23 protein-coding genes are annotated in these 26,611 nt (G+C 50.3%); 16 read left to right on the top strand and 7 right to left on the bottom strand.

Annotated features, from left to right (window positions below; genetic code table 11):
- Positions 1 to 143: 143 nt before the first annotated feature.
- Complete coding sequence (locus ACSTTG_RS03485) at positions 144 to 2,177, bottom strand: putative bifunctional diguanylate cyclase/phosphodiesterase (RefSeq protein ID WP_438473793.1); 2,034 nt, start codon at positions 2,175 to 2,177, stop codon at positions 144 to 146.
- Between the two features lie 179 nt (positions 2,178 to 2,356).
- Here ACSTTG_RS03485 and ubiT point away from each other — a divergent pair, with 179 nt between their 5' ends.
- From ubiT to prfC, 5 genes are all read left to right on the top strand, one after another.
- Positions 2,357 to 2,878 carry a ubiquinone anaerobic biosynthesis accessory factor UbiT gene (gene ubiT / locus ACSTTG_RS03480; RefSeq protein WP_438473792.1) on the top strand — a complete coding sequence of 174 codons (522 nt, stop codon included), beginning with the start codon at positions 2,357 to 2,359 and terminating at the stop codon, positions 2,876 to 2,878.
- Entirely contained in the window at positions 2,868 to 3,371 is a 504-nt protein-coding gene (locus ACSTTG_RS03475) for a GNAT family N-acetyltransferase (protein WP_438459053.1), read from the top strand. The genes ubiT and ACSTTG_RS03475 overlap by 11 nt, the downstream gene beginning before the upstream one ends.
- Positions 3,372 to 3,511: 140 nt before the next feature.
- On the top strand, positions 3,512 to 3,922 hold the full coding sequence (locus tag ACSTTG_RS03470; protein WP_438459275.1) for a DNA polymerase III subunit psi: 411 nt from the start codon (positions 3,512 to 3,514) through the stop codon (positions 3,920 to 3,922).
- 5 nt (positions 3,923 to 3,927) lie between these two features.
- The gene (gene rimI / locus ACSTTG_RS03465) at positions 3,928 to 4,377 is read left to right on the top strand and encodes a ribosomal protein S18-alanine N-acetyltransferase (protein ID WP_438459052.1); all 450 of its coding nucleotides are present in this window, start codon (positions 3,928 to 3,930) and stop codon (positions 4,375 to 4,377) included.
- Positions 4,378 to 4,514: 137 nt separating this feature from the next.
- On the top strand, positions 4,515 to 6,095 hold the full coding sequence (prfC, locus tag ACSTTG_RS03460) for a peptide chain release factor 3 (RefSeq protein ID WP_438473791.1): 1,581 nt from the start codon (positions 4,515 to 4,517) through the stop codon (positions 6,093 to 6,095).
- Between the two features lie 408 nt (positions 6,096 to 6,503).
- On the opposite strand, the gene srmB is transcribed toward prfC, so the two are convergent.
- Positions 6,504 to 7,715: an ATP-dependent RNA helicase SrmB gene (gene srmB, locus ACSTTG_RS03455; protein ID WP_438459050.1), complete on the bottom strand. Its 1,212-nt coding sequence runs from the start codon at positions 7,713 to 7,715 to the stop codon at positions 6,504 to 6,506.
- Between the two features lie 109 nt (positions 7,716 to 7,824).
- Positions 7,825 to 8,565: a tRNA1(Val) (adenine(37)-N6)-methyltransferase gene (locus tag ACSTTG_RS03450; protein WP_438473790.1), complete on the bottom strand. Its 741-nt coding sequence runs from the start codon at positions 8,563 to 8,565 to the stop codon at positions 7,825 to 7,827.
- A gap of 296 nt (positions 8,566 to 8,861) precedes the next feature.
- Between ACSTTG_RS03450 and prfB the strand changes: the two genes are divergently transcribed.
- The 4 genes from prfB to ACSTTG_RS03430 all read left to right on the top strand — a co-directional run bounded on the left by prfB (position 8,862) and on the right by ACSTTG_RS03430 (position 13,954).
- Positions 8,862 to 9,960, top strand: a protein-coding gene (gene prfB / locus ACSTTG_RS03445; protein WP_438459048.1) for a peptide chain release factor 2 whose coding sequence is annotated in 2 segments (ribosomal slippage) — positions 8,862 to 8,936 and positions 8,938 to 9,960 — 1,098 coding nt in all. Because the reading frame shifts where the segments join, the coding sequence is not laid out codon by codon here.
- A 38-nt stretch (positions 9,961 to 9,998) separates the two neighbouring features.
- The gene (lysS, locus tag ACSTTG_RS03440) at positions 9,999 to 11,522 is read left to right on the top strand and encodes a lysine--tRNA ligase (RefSeq protein WP_438459047.1); all 1,524 of its coding nucleotides are present in this window, start codon (positions 9,999 to 10,001) and stop codon (positions 11,520 to 11,522) included.
- Positions 11,523 to 11,895: 373 nt separating this feature from the next.
- Positions 11,896 to 13,227: a cyclic-di-GMP-binding transcriptional regulator VpsR gene (gene vpsR, locus ACSTTG_RS03435; protein ID WP_438459046.1), complete on the top strand. Its 1,332-nt coding sequence runs from the start codon at positions 11,896 to 11,898 to the stop codon at positions 13,225 to 13,227.
- A gap of 475 nt (positions 13,228 to 13,702) precedes the next feature.
- The gene (locus ACSTTG_RS03430) at positions 13,703 to 13,954 is read left to right on the top strand and encodes a DUF1127 domain-containing protein (RefSeq protein WP_438473789.1); all 252 of its coding nucleotides are present in this window, start codon (positions 13,703 to 13,705) and stop codon (positions 13,952 to 13,954) included.
- Positions 13,955 to 13,994: 40 nt separating this feature from the next.
- On the opposite strand, the gene ACSTTG_RS03425 is transcribed toward ACSTTG_RS03430, so the two are convergent.
- Entirely contained in the window at positions 13,995 to 15,029 is a 1,035-nt protein-coding gene (locus ACSTTG_RS03425; protein WP_438473788.1) for an NADP(H)-dependent aldo-keto reductase, read from the bottom strand.
- A gap of 327 nt (positions 15,030 to 15,356) precedes the next feature.
- Between ACSTTG_RS03425 and ACSTTG_RS03420 the strand changes: the two genes are divergently transcribed.
- A complete protein-coding gene (locus ACSTTG_RS03420; protein WP_438459043.1) occupies positions 15,357 to 15,668 on the top strand; it encodes a DUF6482 family protein in 312 nt (103 codons plus the stop codon).
- 11 nt (positions 15,669 to 15,679) lie between these two features.
- Here the strand turns inward: ACSTTG_RS03420 and mutH are convergent, their stop codons facing one another.
- A complete protein-coding gene (gene mutH / locus ACSTTG_RS03415) occupies positions 15,680 to 16,345 on the bottom strand; it encodes a DNA mismatch repair endonuclease MutH (RefSeq protein WP_438473787.1) in 666 nt (221 codons plus the stop codon).
- A gap of 678 nt (positions 16,346 to 17,023) precedes the next feature.
- Between mutH and rppH the strand changes: the two genes are divergently transcribed.
- From rppH to ACSTTG_RS03390, 5 genes are read left to right on the top strand one after another with little or no spacing between them, the layout of a single operon-like run.
- On the top strand, positions 17,024 to 17,542 hold the full coding sequence (gene rppH / locus ACSTTG_RS03410; protein WP_438459041.1) for an RNA pyrophosphohydrolase: 519 nt from the start codon (positions 17,024 to 17,026) through the stop codon (positions 17,540 to 17,542).
- A 2-nt stretch (positions 17,543 to 17,544) separates the two neighbouring features.
- Complete coding sequence (gene ptsP / locus ACSTTG_RS03405) at positions 17,545 to 19,788, top strand: phosphoenolpyruvate--protein phosphotransferase (protein ID WP_438459040.1); 2,244 nt, start codon at positions 17,545 to 17,547, stop codon at positions 19,786 to 19,788.
- A 19-nt stretch (positions 19,789 to 19,807) separates the two neighbouring features.
- Positions 19,808 to 20,605, top strand: a complete 798-nt coding sequence (locus ACSTTG_RS03400) for a sulfite exporter TauE/SafE family protein (RefSeq protein WP_438459039.1) — start codon at positions 19,808 to 19,810, stop codon at positions 20,603 to 20,605.
- Positions 20,606 to 20,636: 31 nt separating this feature from the next.
- Positions 20,637 to 21,464: a prolipoprotein diacylglyceryl transferase gene (lgt, locus tag ACSTTG_RS03395; protein WP_438459038.1), complete on the top strand. Its 828-nt coding sequence runs from the start codon at positions 20,637 to 20,639 to the stop codon at positions 21,462 to 21,464.
- The gene (locus ACSTTG_RS03390; protein WP_438459037.1) at positions 21,461 to 22,312 is read left to right on the top strand and encodes a thymidylate synthase; all 852 of its coding nucleotides are present in this window, start codon (positions 21,461 to 21,463) and stop codon (positions 22,310 to 22,312) included. Before lgt ends, ACSTTG_RS03390 begins: the two co-directional genes overlap by 4 nt.
- Positions 22,313 to 22,457: 145 nt before the next feature.
- On the opposite strand, the gene ACSTTG_RS03385 is transcribed toward ACSTTG_RS03390, so the two are convergent.
- Positions 22,458 to 23,060, bottom strand: a complete 603-nt coding sequence (locus ACSTTG_RS03385) for a YtjB family periplasmic protein (protein ID WP_438459036.1) — start codon at positions 23,058 to 23,060, stop codon at positions 22,458 to 22,460.
- Between the two features lie 99 nt (positions 23,061 to 23,159).
- Here ACSTTG_RS03385 and serB point away from each other — a divergent pair, with 99 nt between their 5' ends.
- A complete protein-coding gene (serB, locus tag ACSTTG_RS03380; protein WP_438473786.1) occupies positions 23,160 to 24,137 on the top strand; it encodes a phosphoserine phosphatase in 978 nt (325 codons plus the stop codon).
- 58 nt (positions 24,138 to 24,195) lie between these two features.
- Here serB and ACSTTG_RS03375 read toward each other — a convergent pair whose 3' ends face one another.
- Entirely contained in the window at positions 24,196 to 26,553 is a 2,358-nt protein-coding gene (locus ACSTTG_RS03375) for a PilZ domain-containing protein (RefSeq protein ID WP_438473785.1), read from the bottom strand.
- Positions 26,554 to 26,611 lie beyond the last annotated feature (58 nt).

Here is a 26,611-nt window from a genome sequence, read left to right as displayed (position 1 = left end):
TAAACCAGATTTGGCAGAGTTAATCGGTGATCAGAATGATTATCTACCCAAGCAAACTCACCCAGCGCGTAGCGATGTATCGGCGTCGACGTCTGTATCTTGATAAGCTTTGGGTTTATGCCGACCAACAGCGAGTCGAGAGGTTAGTTTTTATGTTGACGATGCTGCATAAACAACTCTTCAACATCTTGCTTCGGTTGTGGGCGATAAAAGTGAAAACCCTGAATCGAGTGGCAGCGTAAATTGGATAAAACGGTCGCTTGGTGCTGAGTTTCTACCCCCTCAGCGACGATTTTTAGTTCAAGGGATTTGCCAAGGTTGATGATATTCTCGATAACCGTAACCTGCTTGGGCAGCTTATCCATTTGCTGAATAAAGGTTCGGTCAATTTTAAGCTCATCGATTGGAAAGCGAGCCAGATAGGCCAAGGATGAGTAGCCGGTACCGAAGTCATCAATAGACAACGCAAAGCCGAGCTTTTTGATCGCGTTGAGCATTTGAATCGTGTACTCACTGTCGCTCATTACCGCACTCTCAGTCAGCTCAAAGGTAATCAAGCTCGGTGTGAGATTGGTCGACTTGAGCAGCTTTTTCATGTACTCGATCAGCTTAGGGTTAGCAAACTGCTCTGGAGAGAGGTTGATTGCCACAGGACCTGGCAAAATCCCTTGTCGGTGCCAGCGCTTGACGGTGTTGAACACCTCACGCATGACCACCATCCCCATCTGCTCAATCAATCCAGCTTTCTCTGCCACGGGGATAAAGGAACCTGGACTGATGTAACCCTCAACCGGGTGTTTCCAGCGGATCAGTGCCTCGGCGCCATTGATACTAAAGTCCTTGGCACTGACTTTGGGTTGATACCACACCTCAAGCCCGTTTTGCTGCAGCGCTTTTTGCAGCTCGATCTCGAGCCAAAGGCGCATGCGCGCCTCCTTGTTCATCTGCTCGCTAAACCTGATCAGTCGGTTTCTTCCACGAGCCTTAGCCTCATACATCGCGGTATCGGCGTTTTGCAGCAAGATACGTGCATCATTGCCATCGCCAGGGTAGACGACACTGCCGATTGAGCAGGCGAGGCGCTTGCTAAAGTGGTGCAGATCGAACGGTTGATTGATTAAGGCGATTATTCTCTCAGCCAGACTTTCAATGCGTCGATTACTCTCCTGAGAAGGCAGTAAAACCCCAAATTCATCGGCACCTAAATGCCCGAGCGTTGCTGACTCAGGTAGGACGCGCTGCAGGCGTGATGCCACCTCTTTGATCACCATATCCCCGATATGATGACCAAGCGAGTCATTGATATTTTTAAAGTTATCAATATCAAGGTAGAAAACAGTCAGAGGAGTTTCACAGCTGATGTAATACGCCAGTCGGTTACTAAACCCAAAACGATTGATAAGACCGGTCAGTGGATCAACGTTGGCTATACCTTGAGTCGATACGCCTGGGCGATGACGCTGCTCCAGATCTTGTATGACGACAATCGAGCAGTTCTGCCCGTGTGACGCAAGGGTATCGGCATAAAGCCGGACGCGCTTACAGTGCTTGTTGTCTTGATGGGTCATGCCCTCGAGGGTGCCCTGCTCTGCTTCGATAAGTTGATCTTGGCGTAACGGGTTGCCTTGCACGTCGCGCAAGTAGTCACTCAGCGTTTGACCAATAAGATCGCGATGGTGATTGCAACTCAGGATTTTGGCTGCGTTGGCGTTAGCGGAAACTATCGACTCCCCCTCGAGGATAAGCAACCCCTCGGGCAGGATATGCGAGAGGGTGAAAAACTTGTCTTCTGCTTCTTCTAACGAGCGCGCGAGGATCTGCTTTTCGGATGTATCGATCGCATGAAATAAAATGTGGTCTATCTCATCACTGCTGCTAATGGGCGAGATACAAAAGCGCAAACTCGTCTCGGCCTCGACGAGGTTCAGCGTCAGTTCGGTGTCGATGGTTTCGCCTTGAAAGGCGCGTTGATAGTATGGCTCGAACAGACGGTAGAAGTGTTCCCCGAGTACCTGAACGTCACTCATGCCAATAAGCTCATGCGGCTCTAGTCCCGATAGCTCTGTATAGCGGGCATTGACGCTGGTGTACTGATGTTCGCGGTTAAGAATCGCGAAATAGTAGGGACTCGTCGAGGTAAACTTGGAAAACCAACTTTTTAACTCTGTGGTGGGCATCAATAACAACCGATTTGTGACGTCTGCGAAAATTCCATGGTACTTGTGCACTATAACGCGCTATTGCGGCGGTGAAAAGAACTTGCCCAATGAAGGGTTTTATTGATACACAACAGGAATGATGAAATATAACTCTCATAATATGGAGAGTTATTGAGATAAATTAACGGAAAATACGCGTGATTAACAAGATTCGCACTCAATTAGTTAGAAATGCGGCTTCAATTTTGAGATCTCCGATCCACTTGTTGCCACAGGCGCTACAAAAAAAAGCGCTGCTGGAAGGACTTAAGGTTGTTTTTCAAGAAGCCTTGGAAGATGGCGATTTCGAGTTTTTAGAGCGTAAGTGGCTTAAAATTGCAATTTCCGATTTGCAAGTAAGTTGGCTGATCAGTTATCAAAATGACCAGTTGGTGGTCGCCGACAGTCCCATAGACGAAGACGTAAGCTTTAGCGGCTCTCTCAATGATTTGGTGCTTATTGCTGGGCGTAAAGAAGATCCCGATACCTTGTTTTTCCAGCGTCGCTTGTCAATTGAAGGCGATACTGAGCTTGGTCTTGAGGTTAAGAACTTGATGGATAGCATTGATTGGGACTCATTGCCAAAACCGGTGCAAGTGATGATTAATCAACTGGCTGACTTCGTACAGAAAGGCCTGCAAGGCAATCAAGATCAGAGTGAGGTCAGCAATGCTTATTAGGAGTGAAGCACCAGCCGATATGCTGGTTATCGATCAACTGCTACGTGAGTCTTTTCCAACCGAGGCAGAAGCGAAGTTGGTGCAGAGCTTGCGTGAGAATGGCCAATTTACCCTCTCGCTGGTGGCGTGTACTGATGAAGGGCAGGTGGTTGGACATTTGTTGTTTACCCCGGTTTCTATCGAGGGGCACGATGTGACATGGCAAGGATTAGCGCCGCTGTGTGTGCACCCCGATCACCAAGGCCAAGGTATCGCTCGGTTGCTGATCGATGAGGGATTTGCCACCCTACCTGAGCTTGGGTACGCTGGTGTGGTTGTATTGGGTGACCCGGCATTTTATGGCAAGTTTGGCTTTGAGGCCGCTGAGCAATCAGGTTTTGATTGTCAATGGGACGTGCCAGCAGGTGCATTTCAAATTAAGCCACTGATCGCAGGCACATTCGATGACCATTCTGGGCTTATCCATTATTGCCCAGAATTCTCTGAGCTATAGTTCTTATAGGTATGGTTCTTATTGGTATCGTTCTCTGAGTAAGAACCGATAGCTGGCGTCGGCTGGCCGTTAAAGGGTGTGGAGATATGCAGCGCCATTTGCTAGTATCTCCCACCGTTTCAACCCATCAAGTGAGAGTAATGACCAATCCGACCCCAGCCCAACGTCGTGCCGCTTATCTTACCGAAATGGGGATCACCCAGTGGGTTGTCACGCATCCGGAACGTTTGACGGGCGTGAGCATCGCTCCGCAGTCTCTCCCTGACGACTGTCGTTTATTGTTTGTTTCCTCTCAGTGCCCACAGGGCGCCTTGGCTGAGTTTCTAGAAAAAGTCCTTAAAGCGATGGGGCTGTCACTAAGTCAGGTGCAACATATTGAGCCTCAGCACTGGAGTGAGCTCGATAGCTCACAGCTTGAGTGGGTATGGTTTGCAGGTTGCGATGAGCAGCCAACAGGCGCAAAGCGCTTGCTCAGCCCTAAGCTTGAGATGATCGACGGTAACAATCAGCAGCGTCGAGCACTCTGGTCTCAGATACAATCTCAACAGTAAGTATTATGGCGAATATTTCTATCGTCGCACTAGAGCGTGCGCACCTTTCAGCGGTGAAGACCATTGAACCTCAAGCTCATAGCCACCCATGGAGTGATAAGCTACTTAGCGACCTCGACAGCCGCGGTGCCGAGCACCATGCGATGCTGGTGGGCCAAGAGTTGGTCGGGTATTTTTATGCCCAACATATCGTTGGCGAGGTGACTCTTCTCAATATTGCCATCGCACCGGCTTGGCAGGGGAAAGGCCTTGGTAGGCGCCTACTAGAAGCTTTTCTAGCCCGCTGTGAAGCGCTTAATGCCGAGAGTGCTTGGCTTGAAGTACGCGAGAGCAATCTTCGCGCATTTGAGCTCTACCAAGCTGAAGGGTTTAATGAGGTTGACCGTCGCCGCAACTACTACCCAACCGAGCGTGGCAAAGAAGACGCGATTATCATGAGTTATCTCTTCCTCTAGCTTGGTCTAAGCTGAGCCGACAGGGAAACAGTCGCTAATCTAGCGACTTTTCTGTATAATCCGCGCACAAAATTTTAAGGTAGAGAGTGGCGAAAGGCTCTCTACGCTTCACTCATGAATGACAGCAAAGGGCGTTTATGTCTTTTCAACAAGAAGTAAGCAAGCGCAGAACGTTTGCAATTATCTCTCACCCGGATGCGGGTAAAACCACCATCACCGAAAAAGTGCTTTTGTTCGGAAACGCGATCCAAAAAGCCGGTACAGTCAAAGGTCGTGGCTCTGCGCAGCACGCCAAATCTGACTGGATGGAGATGGAGAAAGAGCGTGGCATCTCGGTCACGACCTCGGTGATGCAGTTCCCATACAACGACTGTCTGGTGAACCTGCTTGATACCCCGGGACACGAAGACTTCTCAGAAGATACTTACCGTACCTTAACGGCTGTTGATTCGTGTTTGATGGTGATTGACGCAGCGAAGGGTGTCGAGGACCGTACTCGTAAGCTGATGGAAGTGACCCGTCTACGTGATACCCCGATTGTGACCTTCATGAACAAATTGGACCGTGATGTGCGCGATCCAATGGAAGTCCTTGACGAGGTTGAGAGCGAATTGGGCATGGCGTGTGCGCCAATCTCATGGCCAATTGGTTGCGGTAAAGAGTTTAAGGGTGTGTACCACATCCACCGTGATGAGACGATCTTGTACGAATCTGGCCACGGCCACGAGATTCAAGAAGTCCGTATCATCAAGGGTCTAGATAACCCTGAGCTTGATGAAAAAGTTGGCGCAGACTTGGCTGAAAGCGTGCGTGAAGAGCTTGAGTTGGTGATGGGTGCTTGTCCTGAGTTTGACCTAGAGCTATTCCTAGCCGGTGAACTGACGCCAGTCTACTTCGGTACCGCATTAGGTAACTTTGGTGTCGACCATATGCTGGATGGCCTAACCAAATGGGCTCCTGAGCCAAAAACGCGTCAAGCGGTTGAGCGTGAAGTGGAAGCGACCGAAGAGAAGTTCTCTGGCTTTGTATTCAAGATCCAAGCGAACATGGACCCGAAACACCGTGACCGCATTGCGTTTATGCGTATCGTTTCTGGTACCTACAAGCAAGGCATGAAGATGAACCACGTGCGTACGGGTAAAAACGTCAGCATCTCGGATGCCGTGACCTTTATGGCGGGTGACCGCTCACGTGCAGAAAACGCGTATGCGGGCGATATTATCGGTCTGCACAACCACGGTACGATCCAGATTGGTGATACCTTCACTCAAGGTGAAGCGCTGAAATTCTCGGGTATCCCTAACTTTGCGCCAGAACTGTTCCGTCGTATCCGCCTTAAAGATCCATTGAAGCAGAAGCAGCTGCTGAAAGGCCTAGTTCAGCTATCTGAAGAGGGTGCAGTTCAGGTTTTCCGTCCATTGCAAAACAACGATTTGATCGTTGGCGCGGTCGGTGTGCTTCAGTTTGATGTGGTTGTTGCGCGCTTGAAAGCGGAATATAACGTAGAAGCGATCTACGAGGGCGTTAACGTAGCAACTGCTCGCTGGGTCGAGTGTGGCGACGATAAGAAGCTTGAAGAGTTTAAGCGCAAGAACCAAGCGAACCTAGCGTTGGATGGTGGTGATAACCTGTCGTACATCGCACCGACAATGGTGAACCTGAACCTCGCGCAGGAGCGTTTCCCTGACGTAGAGTTCCGTGCTACTCGCGAACACTAAAACACAGGTGCGGGGTTCGGGGACGGGCTTCGCCCTTCGGGGAGCGAGGAGTTCAGTGCACGCGGCTTATTCCTCGCTACCCGGAACGAAGTGAAACTCGCTCCTCGCCCCTATCTTCTCAGGTGCGAGGTTCGGGGACGGGCTTCGCCCTGCGGGGAGCGAGTTAAAGCGAGAGGCGGGATTCGAGAGGCGAGAAGCGAGAAGCGAGGTTTTTTTCTCGCGCTGTAGATTACTCGCATCTAAGAATAAAGTGTCACTTGCTACCCAAACCTAAAAAAACGCCACTTGCGAGAGCAAGTGGCGTTTTTGTTTATCTAGTCAGAAAGAAGAGCGATACATTTATCTCACACTACGGACTCCTCTCTCCTCGGAACGAAGTGTAACCCGCTCCTCGCACCTGAAAAAAGCTTACTTTTTTTTCTTAGCGCTTTTTTTCTCTGCTTTTTTCTTATTCTTTTTCTTGAACACTGGTTTTTTGTGTTTTGGGCGTAGCTCTTTGATGTAGCGCTCTTTGATGTCTTCTTTTACGTAGCGGGCTACGCGGTCCATCATTGGCTGGTCGTGGGCTTCGACTAGCGAGATTGCGTTGCCTTTTTTGCCTGCGCGGGCGGTGCGGCCGATGCGGTGCAAGTAGACGTCAGCGGTGCGTGGCAAGTCGTAGTTGATCACGTGGCTCACATCTGGAAGATCGATTCCACGCGCGGCGACATCAGTGGCCAGAAGAACATTGACGGTACCATCGCGGAAGCGGGAAATCGCGTTGTTGCGGCGATCTTGTGGCATCTCACCTTGGATCCATGAGCATGGGATCTGGGCACTCTCAAGTTGGGCGCGCAGCTCGGCTAGGCGCTCACGGGTTTTCAGAAATACAATCGTGCGCTCAGCTTGCTCGGTGATGATCACCTTAAGCAGCGCCAGTTTGTGCTCCATATCATCCGCGCGGTGGTACCACTGAGCGATCTTTTTGCGCTCACGGCGCGATGGCTCGGCATCAACCTCAGCTGGGTTTTTCAACAGATCTGCGGTAAAGCCTTCCACACCGCGACCTTCTAGGGTTGCTGAGAACAGCAGGGTCTGCTTACGCCAGCGACACTCACCCGACAGACGATCGACAGTCGGACCGAAGCCCATATCCAGCATGCGATCCGCTTCATCAAGGATCAGCCACTCAATCGCGCGACAATCAAAGCGCTCGGCATTGATGTACTCCATCAAACGTCCTGGAGTGGCAACCACGATATCTTGAGTCGTCTTTAGGATGTCTGCATGCTCTTCGTACTGCACGCCACCAGTGATGGTAAAGATGTTCAGACGCGTGTTCTTAGCTAGTGCACGTGCTTGGTCGGCGACCTGCATGGCAAGCTCACGGGTTGGGGTGAGGATCAGCACGCGGGCAGGGCCAGACTTCTTACGTGGAAAGTCTTGTAGGTATTGCAGCGCTGGGATAACGAACGCGGCAGTTTTACCTGTGCCAGTTGGTGCGGATGCTAAAACATCACGTCCATCTAGTGCCTGTGGAATGGCCTCGGCTTGCACTTGCGTTGGGCGAGAAAAGCCCATTTCTTCAATAGCGTCAAGCAGGTTAGGGTCGAGGTCTAAATCTGCAAAGTTTTTAATCACAGTGGTTTCTCCACAAGCAGGGTCAAAGGAAAGGGCGCGTATTATATACCCAGTCTAGACAAGATGCGAGTACGAGTGATCTAGATCACTGATAAGTCAGGCGGCAAGCTTACATCTTGAGATAGAACTCGCGAGTTAAGGCGATAAAATCATCGCTGTAACGCCCATTTTTGTGAATCGTGATTTCATCCTCTTGGCAGTGTGCGGTGCCTAGGCGCTGCTCATTGGCTAGCTGCTGATCATTGTTTAGCTCAATCAGCAGGCGAGAGACGGGTTTCGCCGCGGTTGGGCGCACTCGACACAAGCGCGTCAGTTGCAGCCCAGACTTGCGGGCGAGGTCGATAAACTGCTCCCCCTCTGTTTTAGGCAAGATCAAACATGCACGACCGATTTGCGGGGTAAGCAGACGCGCAATGTGCTCTGCTAGCTCGCCATGACTGAGTGAGCCGGTGTGGCGTGCGGTGGCGCGCTGCTGATTTTGTGCCGACTCACCGGAGTTGAAATAGGGTGGATTGCAGATTATGGCATCGTAACAAGCATGGCTGTACTGCGCCAATGGCTGGTGGAAGACCTTAATGCGCGCGGACCAGGGACTGTTAGCGATATTATCTGATGAGGCCTCAAAGGCTTGCTGGTCAATATCAATCGCATCCACACTCAGTGACTCAAAACGCTGCGCGCACATCAGCGCCAGCAACCCAGTACCGGTGCCAATATCGAGTAGGCGCTCGGCATCGGCAAAGTCAGCCCAAGCCCCGAGTAGCACCCCGTCGGTACTGACGGCCATGCCCGCATGACCACCGATAATACTGAATTGCTTAAAGTGAAAGTTCTTGGTTTTGCGTGTCATTGCGCGGCTGCTACTGGGATAAAAAAGTGGTGAGATAATAGCAAATGCCTTCCTGTGGGGAAATCTCAGTAGAAAGTCATGTGTCGAACAAGCTTGGTAGTCATGAGACGCTGACGCCCAGTTAGAGAACATCGTAAGCAAAATCAACACTCTTTATTACTTAGGCGGTAAGGTGCGCTGGTGGGACTACCAGTTTTAGAAATTTCAATCTAGTGAGCAGCGATTTTTTCTGTATCTTCATCACATTTTTGAGTACACTTCCTCGGTTAAATTCTATTCTAAAATGTTGAGTAAACATGTTTGAAATCAATCCTATTAAAAACCGTCTAAAGGACGTGACTGAGCGCACGAATGTCCTTAGGGGGTATCTTTGACTATGACGCTAAGAAAGAGCGTCTAGAAGAGGTCAATGCAGAACTTGAGCAACCGGATGTGTGGAACGAGCCTGAGCGTGCACAAGCGCTAGGTAAAGAGCGCGCCTCACTGGAAGCGGTTGTTGAAACCATCGACCTCCTTGACCAGGGTGTGGAAGACGTAGACGGTCTTCTTGAGCTGGCGGTTGAGGAAGAAGACCAAGAAACCTTTGATGAAATCGAGCCAGAACTGGCTGAACTTGAAGCCAAGCTCGAGAAGCTAGAGTTCCGTCGCATGTTCTCTGGCGATCACGACAGCTCAGATTGCTACATCGACTTGCAGTCAGGCTCAGGCGGTACTGAGGCGCAAGACTGGACATCAATGATGCTGCGCATGTACTTGCGCTGGGCAGAAGCGAAGGGCTTCAAAACCGAAGTGATCGAGGTTTCTGAGGGTGAAGTAGCCGGTCTGAAAGGCGCAACTGTGCGTATTTCGGGTGAGTATGCTTATGGTTGGTTGCGTACCGAGACAGGCGTACACCGCCTAGTGCGTAAGTCGCCGTTTGACTCAAGCGGCCGTCGTCACACCTCATTTGCGTCTGCATTTATCTACCCAGAGATTGACGACAACATCCAGATCGACATCAACCCATCTGATCTGCGTATCGATGTGTACCGTGCCTCGGGCGCGGGTGGTCAGCACGTTAACACCACCGAATCGGCAGTACGTATTACCCACGTACCGACCAACACCGTGGTGCAGTGTCAGAACGACCGCTCTCAGCACAAGAACAAAGATCAGGCGATGAAGCAGTTGCGTGCGAAGTTGTTTGAGCTTGAGATTCAAAAGCAAAATGCTGAGAAGCAGGCCAACGAAGACGCCAAGTCTGACATCGGTTGGGGTAGCCAGATCCGCTCTTATGTTCTTGATGACTCGCGCATCAAAGACTTGCGTACTGGCGTTGAAAACCGTAACACTCAAGCCGTTCTTGACGGCGACCTAGACAAATTTATTGAAGCTAGCCTGAAGTCAGGTCTTTAAGCTTTTCACCGAAAAAGAGAAAACAGGATACATCGAAAATGACTGATGCTGTTAACCAAGAGAATCAACAAGAAGAAAACAAGCTGATTGCTGAGCGTCGTAGCAAGCTGGATCATATCCGCCAAAGCTGCAAAGCAAACGGCCACCCAAATGACTTCCGTCGCGAGCACCTAGCGGGCGATCTTCAGGCGGAATTCGGTGAAAAAACCAAAGAAGAGCTAGAAGAGCTAAATCACGTGGTAGCGATCGCGGGTCGTGTAATGGCTAAGCGTGGTCCATTCTTGGCGATCCAAGAGACTTCTGGTCGCATCCAAGCATACGCTGCAAAAGATGTGCAAAAAGAGCTGAAAGAGAAGTACCAGGGCCTAGATATCGGTGACATCATCGGTGTGAAAGGTGCACTGCACAAATCAGGTAAGGGTGACCTTTACGTGAACATGGAAGAGTACGAGCTGCTGACTAAAGCGCTGCGTCCACTGCCAGAGAAGTTCCACGGCCTAACAGACCAAGAGATGCGTTACCGTCAGCGTTATGTTGACCTGATTGTGAACGAAGACTCACGTCAAGCATTCATCATCCGCTCTAAGCTAGTATCAGCAATCCGTAACTTCATGAGCTCAAAAGGCTACCTAGAAGTAGAAACGCCAATGATGCACGTGATCCCAGGTGGCGCGACGGCACGCCCGTTTATCACTCATCACAACGCGCTAGATATCGACATGTACCTACGTGTTGCGCCAGAGCTATACCTTAAGCGCCTCGTTGTGGGTGGCTTTGATCGCGTATTTGAGATCAACCGTAACTTCCGTAACGAGGGTCTATCACCGCGCCACAACCCAGAATTCACCATGATGGAATTCTACCAAGCTTACGCAGACTACAAAGATCTGATGGATCTAACCGAAGAGATGCTAAGCACGGTAGCGATGGAAGTTCTTGGCTCAACCTCTATGCCTTACGGTGAAGAGACGGTAGAGTTTGGCGGCACTTACGCGCGCATGAGCATGTTTGAAGCGATCAAGCACTACAACCCAGACCACGCAGAGATCCAAGCGCTAACTGAAGCGGATCTACAAGACCGTGAGAAGATGGTTGCGATCGCGAAATCAGTCCACGTTGAAGTTGAAACCTTCTGGACCTGTGGTCAGCTTCTAGAAGAGATCTTTGGAGAAACGGCTGAGCCTCAGCTAATCCAACCAACCTTCATCACAGGCTACCCAGCGGACATCTCGCCACTGGCACGTCGCAGCGATGATAACCCATTCTTCACTGACCGCTTCGAGTTCTTTATCGGCGGTCGCGAAGTCGCGAACGGCTTCTCAGAGCTAAACGATGCAGAAGACCAAGACGCACGCTTTAAAGCTCAGGTTGACGCAAAAGATGCTGGTGACGATGAAGCAATGTACTACGATGCGGACTACATCACTGCACTAGAGCACGGCCTACCGCCAACAGCAGGTCAAGGTATTGGTATCGACCGTCTAGCGATGCTATTTACCAACACGCACACCATCCGTGACGTAATCCTGTTCCCAGCAATGCGCCCACAAGCGTCTGCTTAAGCGAAACAGTCAATTTGAATGAAAAGAGCTACCTTCGGGTGGCTCTTTTTTTAGGTGCGAGGTGCGGGTTACACTTCGTTCCGAGGTGCGAGTAGTCATCACGCGCGATAAAACCCTCGCTCCTCGAAGCGATAGCGTCCTCGCTCCTCGCTCCTCGCCGGGCTTTGCCCGTCCCTGTTTTTTAAGTTTGATTTTCTCAAATCTGTCCTACCTTAATATTTAGGTGGTTGGGCAAATTTTGTACCTAACCTAGAATGTTACAAAATGTTACTGTAGTCTTAACGTTGAAACGGAATCACGTGCTGACACGTTTGACGCATGTTTGTGGCTAGCAAATAAAAAGTGGATAGCAAATAAAAAAGAAGGAAAGGACATGGGCTCTAACTTTAAACAAGACACAATACCCGGTTCCTTAATCGTCGTTGGTGGTACCTCTGAGCCTTGGCTGAAAGTACTGGAAAACGCCGGTTGGCGCTGCACCATCAGCGGTGACTTGCGCAAGGCAGATACACTGTTTACTGAAACCGGGCCTTGTATCGGTGTCGTTGACCTAAGCCATGATGAGTTCAGTCTCAATGGCATCGCGAGCTTGGTCAGCCAGCATAAACACGTGCGTTGGCTTGCACTTATCCGCGAATCACAGATCAAGTCGGATACCATTTGCCAGTTTATCGTCAATTTCTGTATTGATTTTTTCACCACGCCGATCCCCGATGCACAACTGCTGAGCACGATAGGCCACCAATTAGGCATGCTTAAGCTTGAGACACGGGTATGGCCACACTACGGCACCAATCACGATCTTGGCTTAGTGGGTGAATCGATGCCAATGAAGCGCCTGCGTGATCAGGTTAAGCGTATAGGCCCGACCGACGTCAGCATCCTCATCTACGGTGAAAGCGGCTCAGGTAAGGAGAAGGTTGCAAGAGCCATCCACAAAACCTCTTCGCGTTCGCAGCGTGAGTTTATCTCCGTCAACTGCCGCGCCCTGTCTGAGAGCAGCCTCGAGTCAGAGCTGTTTGGCATTAATGGTGAAATCGGCTGCAAGTCGATGCTAGAGCGAGCTGATGGTGGTACGGTGCTGCTTAACGACATCCTTACCTTGCCTAAATCGCAACAACTGAATCTATTGCGGTTTTTGCAAGAGGGGACCATTGAAACTCAAGATGGGCTGAAGAAGGTGGATGTGCGCATTCTGGCAGCGAACTCGATGGATATCGAAAAAGCCCTGATCGACGGCGATTTCAACGAGGACCTCTACCACTATATCAACGTGTTGCGCATCAATGTGCCAAGCCTCAAAGAGCGCTCAGGTGATATAGCGCTGCTGGCAAAACATTTTCTTCAGGTTTATGCCAAGGATTACAACGCTCAGGCGCGAAGTTTCAGTGAGGAGTCGATCAAGTCTCTGGCTCGTTACCACTGGCCAGGCAATGTCCGCGAGCTGATGAACCTGATCAAGCGGGTGGTACTGATGTCGGAGCAACCGATGATCGAAGAGTCGCAGCTCGAGCTACCAATTCGTAATAACGGCAAGCGTAGCCTGAAGAGCATTCGTGAGCGCAGCGAGCGGGATGCTCTGATGTTGGTGCTCGAGTCGCACGATGGCCAGGTATCACAAGCGGCCAAAGAGCTGGGGGTATCAAGAGCAACCATGTACAGGCTACTGAACAAGCACAACCTGATAAGTGAAAGCTCGGTTTAGTTCATTTTGCTAATCACACTCTAACTAAGGCAGCGTAATCGCTGCCTTTTTTCATCTATGGTAAACAGCAAACCTGTGGCTAAATATAGAATAATCCACCAGTTTTTTATACTTGGGTCTGACTTATAAAGAGCTTTGTGTGTTTTTTGGTCGTAAAGTGATTTATGGGTTGTTTTAAGCGACTTGTTGCGTAAATATTAACCATGAGTCTGATGAGACTCTCAATGTATTCAGGAACTTATTTAGAGTTGGAGGTAAGCATGATTTTGATTCAAAAACATAAATTTGTCGCTAAACCTTCACTCGTGCGCGTGGGTGGCTCGATGCCGCATGTGTCTGATATCGCTCGACCTAAAGCGATGGATAAATAACGTTCCCGTAGTCTTTTTCCAGCTGCGGTTAACTGCAGCTGAGTCCCCACCCTAATTAGGATCCCTGCAGTTCTCCGCGATACATCTTTAACAGGAGAACCACAATGAACCACTCAATCTACCTAAAACTTGCCGCTTGGTGTGTACTTGCCGATCTTAAACAAGAGGAGCGAGCGTGGCGTCGTCGCGTACGCAAGAGCCGCTACGCCCTGCCTCTGCACAGCACCCACCTCCTGCGTGATATTGGTCTGGATAAAGATGGTCGTCCACTAGGCTGTGAGCAGCCACCACAAGCCGTCGCACATCGCCGTATCAGACATCTTCGGCGCATACTCCAATCTAGAATAACCACGTAACATTAGGGGGAGAGCAGGTTTGCTCTCCCCCGGTAACACGTTATGGGCAAGGATTGGAGTAGCGTACTCCGATTTGTGCGATGCCCTCTAGCAACTCCTCACAGAGGGAGATCTCGACACTGTCGATATTATCTTTCAATTGTTCCATCGAAGTCGCGCCGATGATATTAGCCGCGACAAACGGGCGCTGATTAACAAATGCCAGTGCCATCTGCGCGGGCTCTAAACCATGCTGTTTAGCCAGTTCAACATACGCTCGAGTTGCCTCAATCCCTTGTGGGGTAAAGTAGCGCACAAAGCGCTTATACAAGGTGCAGCGGGCGTTGTCTGGCCATTGGTCATTGAGGTATTTACCGCTTAAACAGCCAAAGGCGAGCGGCGAGTAGGCCAGTAGCTTGATGCCCTCATAATGACTCACCTCAGAGAGCCCAATCTCAAAGGTACGATTAAGCAGGTTATACGGATTTTGAATCGAGACCACTCGCTCCAAGCCATGCTTCTCAGCGAGCTTAAGTAATGACATCACTCCCCAAGGCGTCTCGTTAGACACCCCAATATGACGCACTTTTCCTTCTTTCACCAACTTACTCAGCGCCTCGAGTGAATCGAGAAGGGTCACCTCTTCATGTTTCTCAGGGTAGGGGTAGTTAAGCTGACCAAAGCAGTTGGTCTGACGCTGCGGCCAGTGCAACTGGTAGAGATCGATGTAGTCGGTTTGCAGTCGACGCAGGCTATCGTTGACCGCATCATTGATGTTGTTGTGATCGAGCGCCATGTTATCGCGAATATAGGGCAGATTACGTGGCCCCGCTACCTTGGTCGCGATAATGACTTTATCTCGCTTGCCCGATGCGCGCAGCCATTTGCCAATATACTCTTCCGTGGTGCCCTGAGTACTGGGCTGAGGCGGAACCGGGTACATTTCTGCGGTATCGATAAAGTTGACCCCGCGCTCAAGCGCATAATCAAGCTGCGAGTGTGCCTCGGCAAGCGTATTTTGCTCACCAAAGGTCATAGTACCAAGACAAATCTTACTCACCTCAAGCGATGAGTGGGGGAGCTGAGTATATTCCATTATAAAACCCTCCTATTTAGGTTCGAGGTACGAGGACGGGCAGAGCCCTACGAGGTACGAGGGGTCTTACGAACGTGATGGGGTTCTCGTACCCGAAACGAAGTGGAACCCGCTCCTCTAATTTGGGTGCGAGGTTCGAGGACGGGCGAAACCCTGCGAGGTGCGGGGAATCTTGTGCACATGATGAACTCCTCGTACCCCGGAACGAAGTGAAACTCGCACCTCGGAACGAAGTGAAACTTAGTCTCAACTATAAGCGAAGAAATTCGTTGAGAAAAGAATCACCTTCGATTCCCTTGACTACAATAAAAAAGATGGAGGTGTGCAATGCAAAAACGACAACTCGATAAGTGGTTGCATGGTTATCACAAAGCGACGTATCGCACTCCTAAGGTCTTTGTGATTGGCTGTGCAGACCTAGCCAAATACCAAATTGCGGTGGAATACAAACACAAACTTGAGCCTGTTACGATTGATGATGAACCTATCCGTTTTGACTCCTTGGAGTTGGTCAAAGAAGAGTTGACCCGTCTCGGTCTCGATAAGGCCTATCTGCGTCTTCATAATGCCTATGATGAGTGCGGATCGAGCTCACCAGTGGGTTACAGTGATATTGAACTATCACTGATGACTCACTAGGTTAGATGCGCTTATGAATAGTAATTGGTGAGGATCTGAGCGGTAAATTGGGTGCGCAAATAAAACCCGCGAGGGCGGGTGCGGATCACTTTACCGCTTGCACCATAGGCCTCAGTGAGTGCCCGACCGTTCGCGGCCTTAGGCCGAAGCTGCAAGACTTCGCCATGCTTAGCGGTGACTTGCTCAATCCGGCCCAGCACGATCATATCCATCAACTCCTCCCAATCTTGGCGCAGCTGCTGCTCTTCTTCAGAGCTGGGTGACCAAAGGAGCGGTGCCCCCACCTTGCGCTCAGCTAATGGGATCTCGCGCTCTCCCTCGACGGGCACCCAAAGCACGCGAGAAAGCTTATTCCGCACATGGCTGCTCTCCCAAGTCAGGCCGTGCACGCCGATAAGTGGTGCTACACAGACAAACGTTGTCTCGAGTGGTTTGCCCTGATAGCTGATGGGAATGCTTTTTAATTCAATGCCCAGTTGTTCAAAGTCTTGTTGTGGCTTGCTGCCAGCAGTCGCACCTAAGTGCCATTCTAGCAACTGACCCACCCATCCCTTATCGCGAGTGAGATCATCAGGCACTGTCATCTTGGCTTGCTGCGCAAGCTCAGCAAAAGTGACCCCGGCCATCATCCATGCGCGCTCGAGCAGCTCTTGTTCGGTTTTGGGTTCAGGTTTCATATTCTAATGGGTAAATCGTTAAATAGGTAAATAGTCAAATGGGTAACGGTGATGTTGAAGGGGACATTTTAACAGATCGCTTGGTAGGGGAAAGCAAGGATTGGACGATCTGTTTACACTCAAAAGGCTCACATTACGTCACTCTAACGGCGAATTGACCATGGTTTTACTTAACTTATCCACAGCCTGTGCTTGGCGAGTTAACTCATGTATGAATTAACAGGGGTTTAATCACGATTAACTGCTTGAAAAAATGAAAATATCCTCATTTTATATCACCCAGTGTGGATAAAAACGTGGTTGGGTGTTTTTTGTGCAAATTAAGTGAGTGATAGCACAATAGTCAATAAATACAGTGAGAAGGAAAAGTGATTAGCGTAAGGCTATGAAATATATGACTTTTAACTTGTGGTTTGGATTTGGGTGTTTACGCTTTGGTGCGGTTTTAAGCAGTTATTACATTCCATACGGTTATTTTACACATGGTTATTCACAGAAAAGGTGAATAAATGTGGGCTAGGTCGCATTCTTGTGTTGATAAGTATTGAGTGGGCTAAAATTTATCCATATCTGCCTATGGTCCGCATAAATTATGCATTTATCACATTTGTGGGTTTGCTAGTGTTGGGGATATGTGGAAAAATCACTGTCATTAAAAATTTATTTTGAGGTTGGCCAGTGATCGATGGCGATGGTTACCGCTTAAATGTGGGAATAGTGATTTGTAACAACCATGGTCAGGTATTCTGGGCTAAACGATTCGGACAACACTCATGGCAGTTCCCCCAAGGGGGAATTGATGAAGGCGAGAGCGCAGAGCAAGCCATGTACCGTGAGTTATACGAGGAAGTCGGCTTAACAAAGAAAGATGTGAAGATCGTTGCAACTAGTCGTCATTGGTTGAGATACAAGCTCCCCAAACGCCTGGTTCGATGGGATTCAAAGCCGGTCTGTATTGGCCAAAAACAGAAGTGGTTTTTGCTGAAGTTGGACTGTGATGAGTCACGGATCAATATGCAGCGAGGAAACATGCCTGAGTTTGATGGGTGGCGCTGGGTAAGCTATTGGTATCCAGTGAGACAAGTAGTATCTTTTAAACGTGATGTGTATCGACGCGCGATGAAGGAGTTTGCCTCAGCAGCCATGCCATTTCATGAGCGTAAGCAGAAGTCCAAGCGCAAGCACCGACGGGGATAAATATGCTCTCTCAGCTAAGGGACATAGTTGAACAAGTATCACGGGTTGATGATCTCCAGCAGGCATTATCAATCCTAGTAAAACAGACTTGCAGCGCGATGAGTACCGAGTGCTGCACGGTCTATCTGGCTAATGAGGAGATGGAACGCCTCGAATTGATGGCCACCCAAGGCCTGACCTTCAAGGGCGACAGTGTCCACATTCGTTTCTCTGAGGGCTTGGTGGGCATGGTTAAGCGCACCGCTGAGCCGATCAATGTCGCCGAGGCCTCCAAACACCCCAGCTATAAATTCTTCCCTGAGCTTGGTGAGCAAGTTTACCAAAGCTTCCTCGGTACCCCGATCATTCACCGTAAGAAGGTGCTTGGTGTATTGGTGGTGCAGCAAAAGCAGCCACGCTTATTTGATGAAGCGGAAGAGTCTTTTTTAGTTACCTTATCCGCCCAGCTCGCGGTATTGATCGCGCATGGTCAAACGCTTGGCCATTGGTTACCAACTCAGAATGCGCGCACACTCAAGGGTGTCCCTGCTTCGAGTGGCGTTGCAATTGGCGAGTTTTGGCTCGATAACACTCAGCCAAGCTTGGCTGAGATTGCACCGGCCTCTTCAGTGGATATCGACCAAGAGCATGAACGCCTCGCCCTCGCGATGGAAGCGGCTCAGGCCGATTTTCGTCGGATGAGAAAAAAGCTGGAGGGGGAGATCACGTCTGAGGCGAAAGGGATCTTCGACCTGTTTACTCACCTGCTCAATGACCCGATGCTAAAGCAGGATCTGAAAAAGCATATCCAGAATCACGACCGTGCGGAATGGGCGCTGCGCCAAGTGATAGACTCTTATTCAAGTCGCTTTGCCAAGATGTCCGATCCTTACCTGAAGGAGCGCGCTCAGGATTTTCGCGAGCTGGGGCAGCGATTGTTGTTTTTCCTCCACAACACTGAGCAGACGCATCAAAGTATTGATAATCCGATTATCTTGGTGGTGCAGGAGCTGACCGCGAGCCTGCTTGCCTCTGTGCCCAAAGACAAACTACTGGCCGTGGTTTCGATAGAGGGGGCGGCGAACTCTCACGCCGCGATCTTGTCGCGGGCGCTGGGTATACCCGCTGTGATGGGGCTTGAGTGTGATATCAGTCAGCTCAATGGTCTTACCGGCATCGTGGATGGCTACAGCGGTAAGCTGTTTATCTCGCCAAATCAACAGTTGTTGCACGAGTATCGTGGCCTGTTGCATGAAGAGCGAGAGCTGGCGTGTATGGTCAGCAGCCACAGCGACAAGCCAGCAGTTACCGAAGATGGGCTCGGGGTGAATATCATGCTCAATTCCGGGCTCAGCGCCGACAGCAGCATCGCGGTGAATCAAGGGGTTGATGGTGTTGGCTTGTATCGTACCGAGATCTCGTTTTTGCTTCAGCACCGCTTCCCGTCTGAAGAGGAGCAGGAGGGGCAGTACCGGGCCGTGCTCGCTGCGTATCCAAACAAGAATGTTGTAATGCGCACACTGGATATTGGTGGCGATAAGGCGTTGCCCTATTTTCCGATTGAGGAAGAGAATCCCTTCCTTGGTTGGCGAGGGATCCGTTTTACCCTCGACCACCCGGATATCTTTCTGATCCAGATGCGTGCCATGTTGCGTGCCAGTCAAAACAACGACAATCTGAGCATCTTGCTGCCCATGGTTTCAAATGTGCAAGAGCTGGATGATGCTCTTACGTTATTTGAGCAGGCGTTTGCCGAGGTGAGTGCTCTGTATCCGATCCAGCGGCCGACAATCGGTGTGATGATTGAAGTGCCTTCGATGCTGTACCTGTTGCCACATTTGGCAGAGAAGATTGATTTCGTCTCCGTTGGCACCAATGACCTGACGCAATATTTGCTTGCGGTCGATCGTAATAACAGTCGGGTATCAACCCTGTATGAAACCATGCATCCAGCGGTGCTCTCAGCTCTCAAACACATCCATGTGATCTGTGAATCTGTATCGCTCCCCGTGTGTGTGTGCGGTGAGCTCGCGGGAGATCCAATGGGGGCCTTGTTGCTGGTGGGGATGGGCTATCGCTCGTTGAGTATGAATACCTCGAATGTGGCAAAGGTGAAGTACTTGTTGTGCCACAGCAGTCAGCAAGAGTTAGAACAATTGGCGGAAACTGCCCTTAGTCAACCCTATGCACAAGCCATCTATGATATGATGCTGAGTCACTTTGAGTATAAAGAGTTTGCCGGTTTCGTTCGTGCTGGTAAGCACTAATTGTCTGTAAGGAAGCCCAGTGTCGATTGAATTCTTGCTTGTGTTGTGTCTGCTTGGTGGAGTGGTTGGCACACTAGCGGGCCTATTAGGCATCGGCGGCGGCTTGATTGTGGTGCCGGCACTCACGTTTCTTCTTCCCCTGGTCGGCGCAAGCCCTGAGTATGTGATGCAAATGGCGTTGGGCACCTCATTGGCGACCATCATTGTCACTTCGGCCTCTTCCGCCGCTAATCACCTTAAGCTTGGCAATGTTGACCTGTATGCGATTAAATGGCTGATGCCCGGAGTGGTGCTTGGTGGCTTTTTCGGGGCCTACCTGGTTGAGTTAATCGCCAGCGATTATCTACCCAAAATCTTCTCCTTGATTGTTTTTATGCTGGCTGTGCAAATGTTTGTTTCGTCAAGGAGTCAGGTGTCATATTCGATGCCCTCTAAACCCGTTACACTGACCGTTGGCTCGGTCATTGGTGTGGTATCGAGCTTGGCAGGGATTGGTGGCGGCTCGATGTCGGTACCATTTTTAAGTCGCCACGGTGTTGAGATGCGTCATGCGGTTGGCTCTTCATCGGTCTGTGGCTGTATGATTGCCATCGCCGGGATGTTGGGCTTTATCCTTAATGGGATAGGGGTTGAGGATCTGCCTCAATACAGTGTTGGTTATGTCTACCTGCCGGCACTTATTGCGATTTCATTGGTCTCAGTGTTTACCACGCGCATTGGCGCGGTGATGGCGACATCCATGCCCACAGGGCAGCTAAAGCGGGTGTTTGCCGTTTTTTTATTATTTGTAGCGGGTATCATGCTGTTTAAGTCGTGATGCTGATTGAATTTTTTTAGAGAAAATAACTATGTCTCAAGGATTTATTGACTTTCCCAATATTGATCCGGTGCTGTTTAGCATCGGCCCATTGTCTGTTCGCTGGTATGGTTTGATGTACCTGGTTGGTTTCGCCTTTGCTCTGTGGCTGGCTAATCGTCGTGCGGATAAGAAGGGCAGTGGTTGGACGCGTGAGCAGGTTTCAGACCTACTGTTTGCTGGTTTTCTCGGGGTAGTCATTGGCGGTCGCGTCGGCTATGTACTCTTCTATAACTTTGACTTGTTCATTCAAAACCCACTATACCTGTTCCAAGTCTGGACAGGGGGCATGTCATTCCATGGTGGCTTGCTGGGTGTGATTGCGGCCATGTTCTGGTACGCCAAGCGCAATGGCCGAACCTTTTTTGGTGTTGCAGACTTTATTGCTCCGTTAGTGCCGTTTGGGCTAGGTATGGGCCGCCTGGGCAACTTTATGAACAGTGAGCTGTGGGGACGCGTGACCGACGCGCCATGGGGTGTCGTATTCCCTAATGGCGGACCGTTGCCACGTCACCCGTCACAGTTGTATGAAATGGCCCTGGAAGGGGTGGTACTGTTCTTTATCCTTAACTGGTTTATTAAAAAACCACGCCCGCTTGGCTCAGTTTCGGGACTTTTCCTACTCGGTTATGGTACCTTCCGTTTCCTAGTGGAATATGTGCGAGAGCCGGATGCTCACTTAGGTCTCTTCGGTGACTTTATTTCGATGGGACAGATCTTGTCTCTACCTATGATTATTATTGGTGGACTGATGATTGCCTGGGCATACAAGCGCGGTCATTTTTCAGAGCAGCAATCGGCAAAAAAGAGTGAATCGTGAAACAGTATCTAGACTTATGTCAGCGTATCGTCGAGCAGGGCGAGTGGATTGAAAACGAACGTACAGGCAAGCGCTGCCTGACGGTCATCAACGCTGACCTCACTTATGACGTCGCGAACAATCAGTTTCCTTTGGTCACCACACGCAAGAGCTTTTGGAAAGCGGCAGTGGCAGAGCTACTTGGCTACATTCGCGGTTATGACAGTGCCGAGGATTTTCGCAAGCTGGGCACCAAAACTTGGGATGCCAACGCTAACCTAAACCAAGCATGGCTAGACAACCCTTACCGTAAAGGTGAGGACGACATGGGCCGTGTGTACGGTGTTCAAGGGCGTGCCTGGGCCAAGCCAGATGGTGGCCACATCGACCAACTGCGCAAAATAGTGGACGACTTGACCCGTGGTGTCGATGACCGCGGTGAGATCCTTAACTTCTACAACCCAGGTGAGTTCCACATGGGCTGCTTGCGCCCATGTATGTACAGCCACCACTTTTCGCTGCTGGGTGATACCCTGTACCTCAACAGCACACAGCGCTCTTGCGATGTGCCGCTGGGGCTAAACTTCAATATGGTTCAGGTGTATGTCTTCTTGGCGATCATGGCTCAGATCACTGGCAAGAAACCGGGCGTGGCGTACCACAAGATCGTCAACGCACATATCTACGAAGATCAGCTTGAGCTGATGCGTGATGTACAACTAAAGCGCGAGCCACTGGCTGCGCCGCAGTTTAAGATCAACCCAAAAATCAAATCTCTTGAAGACCTTGAAACCTGGGTAACCCTAGACGACTTCGAAGTGATTGGCTACGAGTCACACGAACCGATTAAGTATCCTTTCTCGGTATAAAAAAACGGTAGGCTTGAGGCCTACCGTTTTTTTTAGGGGCGGGGTTCGGGTTACACTTCGTTCCGAGGTGCGAGTGGTTTATCACGCGAGATGTGCCCCTCGCTCCCCGCAGGGCACCGCTCGTCCTCGAACCCCGCACCTGAGGTTATAGTCCTTTAAGCAACAAGTTCTCAGCTTTCTGCTTCGGTTTACGACGGAGTAAAACCACCATCAGCATGCCACAGACAAAACTGAGGGCGATGAGTCCGTACATGTAGCGGTCACTCTTGCGGTAGAAGTGATCCGAGATTGCTGTTACGCGGCCAGTTTCAAAGGTGATGCGTACATAGCCGATGATGACGCCATCGTTGACCACGGGCTCAACCAATTGTTGGCGACCGATACGCGCGGTGGCTAAAGGGGTATCCAAGCCAAGCGCCTCGCGAACGCTTTGCGCGTTGTCGCTGGCGGCCAGGCGCACACCCTCTGCGTCGTAGACGCTGGCATCAAATACCAAGCGATCTTGCGCCAGTTGGTTAGTCAGAGTGCGCAGGCGCTCCTGCTCGTCGTTAACGATTTCTTGGCGCGCGGACAGCGAAGCCTGAGAGATAAGAATTTTGGTCAACGTTTCAAGCTGATTCGCTTGAATACGCTCATTCTCTTTACTGATACGCAGACTGTTGACAGCAATGACTATAACCATAGTGGTAAGTAGAATTAGACCGATCACCTTGAGTGCCGTGCGAAAAGAGAACAGAGACTGGTTCATTGCCGATGCTCATGAAAATTTGGGATTGTGTCATATTGAGACTTGCGTTTATAAAAAGCAATAGGGTAAGTTTGACCAAACGGATATGGAACAAAGGACATGGAATTGTTATCTAAACTACCGATTCATCGGCACACCTCACTTCTCAAGCGCTTCCCTGAGGTAAGAAACGTCTCACAATGGGAAAAAAGCAAAGCCAATTGGCTGATTTATGGTCGCTTCCTCGCGTGTCGTCAGTTGGAAGACATCGACTTTTTTACCGGTGTATACAACCACATTGTCGACGTTTGGCAGGTAGGCCCTTATGAGGTTGCTTTGATGCGTGGTAACTTGACGCCAGAGCACAAGCAGATCCTTGATGAGCTAGAACTGGAGTATGCCTCACTCAATGATGTGCCCGACCTGTCTAAGCCAGGCCTGATTGTGTTTGATATGGACTCAACCGCGATTCAGATTGAGTGTATCGATGAGCTGGCAAAGCTCGCTGGTGTTGGGGACGAGGTGTCGGCGGTCACTGAGCGTGCCATGCAGGGGGAGCTTGATTTTGAGCAGAGCCTGCGTCAGCGTGTTGCTAAGCTGCAAGGCGCAGATGAGTCTATCTTACAAGCGGTGCGCGCTGAGCTGCCACTGATGCCTGATTTAGTTGAACTGGTGACTGCTTTGCAAAGCTTTGGCTGGAAGACTGCGATTGCCTCTGGCGGCTTTACCTATTTTTCTGACCACCTTAAGGCGATGCTCGGATTAGATTACGCGCGTTCAAATCAGTTAGAGATCGTCGACGGTAAGCTAACTGGACAAGTGCTTGGTGATGTGGTGTGTGCCCAAACCAAGGCTGATATCCTGCTTGAACTTGCCGAGCAACACGATATCGAGCTGCACAACACCATTGCGGTCGGCGATGGAGCAAATGATTTGGTGATGATGCGGGCTGCGGGGCTTGGCATCGCCTACCACGCCAAGCCTAAAGTTGAGCGCGAGGCGCAGGTCGCTGTGCGCCATCTTGGCCTCGGGGGAGTATTGTGTGTCCTTTCCGCTCAATACGCGAAACAGGGTAAACTGAGTTGGCGCACAAGATAACCTTGGATTACTCAGGATACTTGGATTATTCAGGATAAAGTGACACAAGCGCTTGGAGCTAATCGGTGATCTCCAAGCGCACCAATACCTCATCTGTAATATCCACCATCTCACTATAACCAACAATCGCTAGCATCTCGCGCTCAATGGTGCGCGCCTGAGCAAGGCTTATCGACAGCAGTTCTTCTATATCGTCACGCAACAGGTTGGTGATTGGGTTAAACACGGGCGCAGCACTGAGTCGGAAGGCATAAAAGTCGCCATGAAGCTTGGCTTTCTTGATGAAGGTTAACCGCTCTTGCAGACTATCGAATTCGCTGAGTAAGCGCGTTTGGATATGTTGGGTACGGTCATTGAGCAGTATCGCATGCACGTAAACCTCAAAATACTGTGGACCATAACCATCAATACGCTTCATTGGGCTGGCCATTAGGGTATTGGTTCTGCCTTTAAAGATCGGATCCAGCACCAACTGCTCGCCCTGCTCTAGGCGGGTAAAGGGAGTCAGGAAGCTCGGCAGAGGATAGTTGACTCCAATAGTGCGCGGTCGCAGCGTATTTTTTGGTTTGTCATAAAATATCGGGATAGTGACGATCTTATCGAGCAAGATGTTGTGAAGCCCTTCTAAGACATGATTGCTCGGCAGGGCCTCTCCACGCTGCTCCAACTTATCAAGGTTGTGCTTGATGATCCGCTCGAATACGGCCGCAATACGTCGATTGCTGTCATCCGGTTGCAGCTTTAGCTGCAGTTGTCGCCCGCCTCGACAGACACGAACGGTTTGATAAAGGACCTTATCAAGCCCTAAGTCTGTTTTGTATTGCTGCAATTGAGTAAAACTGACCACACACTCTTGCTGGGCGACCAAATTGGCCCGGCGTTCAAGCAATACGCCCAATCCGCGCTTAGAGATATCGGTGGTAAAGCCGCGCACCTGCTCCCCATCTGGGGTGGTGACCACGACCGGTGACTTGAGGGTGTAGCGTGGCTCCTTGCGACGACTGCAGGCGTCGAAGTAGAGTGAACGAATTTGATGGCCCGGTACTCTGGGGTGGCAAAACTTGCGCAAGGCCTTCCCACTCAGGGTTGACTTCTGCGTTAGTAAGTAGTCACTTGCAGTTTGCTCATCGCCAAGTTCTTGTAGGATCCCGCAATGGGTTAGCTCCTCAATTGCGGTATTTGATTGCACCAAACCAAGCTCTTGAGCATGTCGTGCCAGTTCATCTCGCTCCGCTTGCTTAAGCTCGAATATATGCAGCCTAAAGACCTTCCAACTAGGCTTGCGAGCGCCAACGCGCCAAAATAGGTGCCGCTCCTCGCGCGTCGCCTCGGGCACCATCATGGAGTAATGCAGCAACTTTCCTTGGTGTTCATGCTGGAAAGCATAGAGGATATTGTTTGATGTACTGAGGCCCTGTGGCGCCATCCTTTCCATGCGCTGCGGATGAAATAGAGAGCTTAACACCTCTTGATTGCGTTCATTTTGCCAGTATTGCCAAATCGGTTGGTTGTTCTCGGTTTGCAGCACCAGTTTGAGTTGATGCTGGCTAAAAAACACCGGAAGATTACCGGTGTGTTTGAGGAAGTTGTGCTCAAAGCCTCGTGTCCGCGCACGCAGTAACTTGTCCTGGTTATCATGGCGCAAGCGCTGCTCTGACCTGGCTAAGGTTTCGCGGATTAATTGGTTGGGGATGTCACTCTCTGATAGCTTGAGCACGCGCAGATAACGAATCGCCTCATGCTCACTGCAATCATCAATACCGACCACGCGATAACTTAAGGCCTGATTGATGTCTTTGAGCTTGGAGTTATGATTCAATTCGGTGAACACGATCTCAACAAATTCCCCCAATTTATAGTTGAACGCAGCCGGAACCTTGAGTTTGGCGCCAGAGGCAGACAAGTCGACGGTCGTCGCGTGGATTAATTGCCCACGAGATAAGGTGATTTCTATCTGTGAGCCAACCTTGAGGCGGTTTTCTTTGCGTTTTAGGTCATAGCCTAGCTGGAGCGGCTCGACTCGATATTGATACTTCGGGGCATTAGCTTGAACGGAGGAGGGCTGCTTTTGATTCATCACCCGGTAGCTGTTGTGGGTGTTGATCAGCGCTTCCCATACGCCCTCTGTATAGCGACCAAAGCGGGCGACGTTTTTGTTATAGGCATTAAAGGCCACGTCATCTAGCCAGTGATCAATGCCATCGAGAGAGAATTGGCGACACTCACCCTGGACTCGACCGCGTAAGTCGATCTTTTTGGTACAAGGCGCCATCAGCCGTTTGAGCTCCATTTTGACCAGTAACCGGGTCGACGGAGAGTATTCGCTTGCCACTTGACACAGCACTTGCTCAAAGTCTGCAGATTGGTAAGCAGGAATTAGGCGGTTAACGATGGAAAGAATTTCAGCTTGCTGCATGATTTTTTGTTAGACTTCCTATTCATCAAATCTATCGAAATGAGACCGTTAATCCGTA

The sequence above is a fragment of the Vibrio glycogenivorans genome, from assembly GCF_051660965.1.
Lineage (GTDB): Bacteria > Pseudomonadota > Gammaproteobacteria > Enterobacterales > Vibrionaceae > Vibrio.
This window is presented reverse-complemented; position numbering and strand designations above follow the sequence as displayed.

Coding starts and splice junctions, on each gene's coding strand:
- ACSTTG_RS03485 (WP_438473793.1), bottom strand. CDS start 2,177: ATGCCCACCACAGAGTTAAAAAGTTGGTTTTCCAAGTTTACCTCGACG.
- ACSTTG_RS03475 (WP_438459053.1), top strand. CDS start 2,868: ATGCTTATTAGGAGTGAAGCACCAGCCGATATGCTGGTTATCGATCAA.
- ACSTTG_RS03470 (WP_438459275.1), top strand. CDS start 3,512: ATGACCAATCCGACCCCAGCCCAACGTCGTGCCGCTTATCTTACCGAA.
- rimI (WP_438459052.1), top strand. CDS start 3,928: ATGGCGAATATTTCTATCGTCGCACTAGAGCGTGCGCACCTTTCAGCG.
- prfC (WP_438473791.1), top strand. CDS start 4,515: ATGTCTTTTCAACAAGAAGTAAGCAAGCGCAGAACGTTTGCAATTATC.
- ACSTTG_RS03450 (WP_438473790.1), bottom strand. CDS start 8,565: ATGACACGCAAAACCAAGAACTTTCACTTTAAGCAATTCAGTATTATC.
- lysS (WP_438459047.1), top strand. CDS start 9,999: ATGACTGATGCTGTTAACCAAGAGAATCAACAAGAAGAAAACAAGCTG.
- vpsR (WP_438459046.1), top strand. CDS start 11,896: ATGGGCTCTAACTTTAAACAAGACACAATACCCGGTTCCTTAATCGTC.
- ACSTTG_RS03430 (WP_438473789.1), top strand. CDS start 13,703: ATGAACCACTCAATCTACCTAAAACTTGCCGCTTGGTGTGTACTTGCC.
- ACSTTG_RS03425 (WP_438473788.1), bottom strand. CDS start 15,029: ATGGAATATACTCAGCTCCCCCACTCATCGCTTGAGGTGAGTAAGATT.
- ACSTTG_RS03420 (WP_438459043.1), top strand. CDS start 15,357: ATGCAAAAACGACAACTCGATAAGTGGTTGCATGGTTATCACAAAGCG.
- mutH (WP_438473787.1), bottom strand. CDS start 16,345: ATGAAACCTGAACCCAAAACCGAACAAGAGCTGCTCGAGCGCGCATGG.
- ptsP (WP_438459040.1), top strand. CDS start 17,545: ATGCTCTCTCAGCTAAGGGACATAGTTGAACAAGTATCACGGGTTGAT.
- lgt (WP_438459038.1), top strand. CDS start 20,637: ATGTCTCAAGGATTTATTGACTTTCCCAATATTGATCCGGTGCTGTTT.
- ACSTTG_RS03385 (WP_438459036.1), bottom strand. CDS start 23,060: ATGAACCAGTCTCTGTTCTCTTTTCGCACGGCACTCAAGGTGATCGGT.
- serB (WP_438473786.1), top strand. CDS start 23,160: ATGGAATTGTTATCTAAACTACCGATTCATCGGCACACCTCACTTCTC.
- ACSTTG_RS03375 (WP_438473785.1), bottom strand. CDS start 26,553: ATGCAGCAAGCTGAAATTCTTTCCATCGTTAACCGCCTAATTCCTGCT.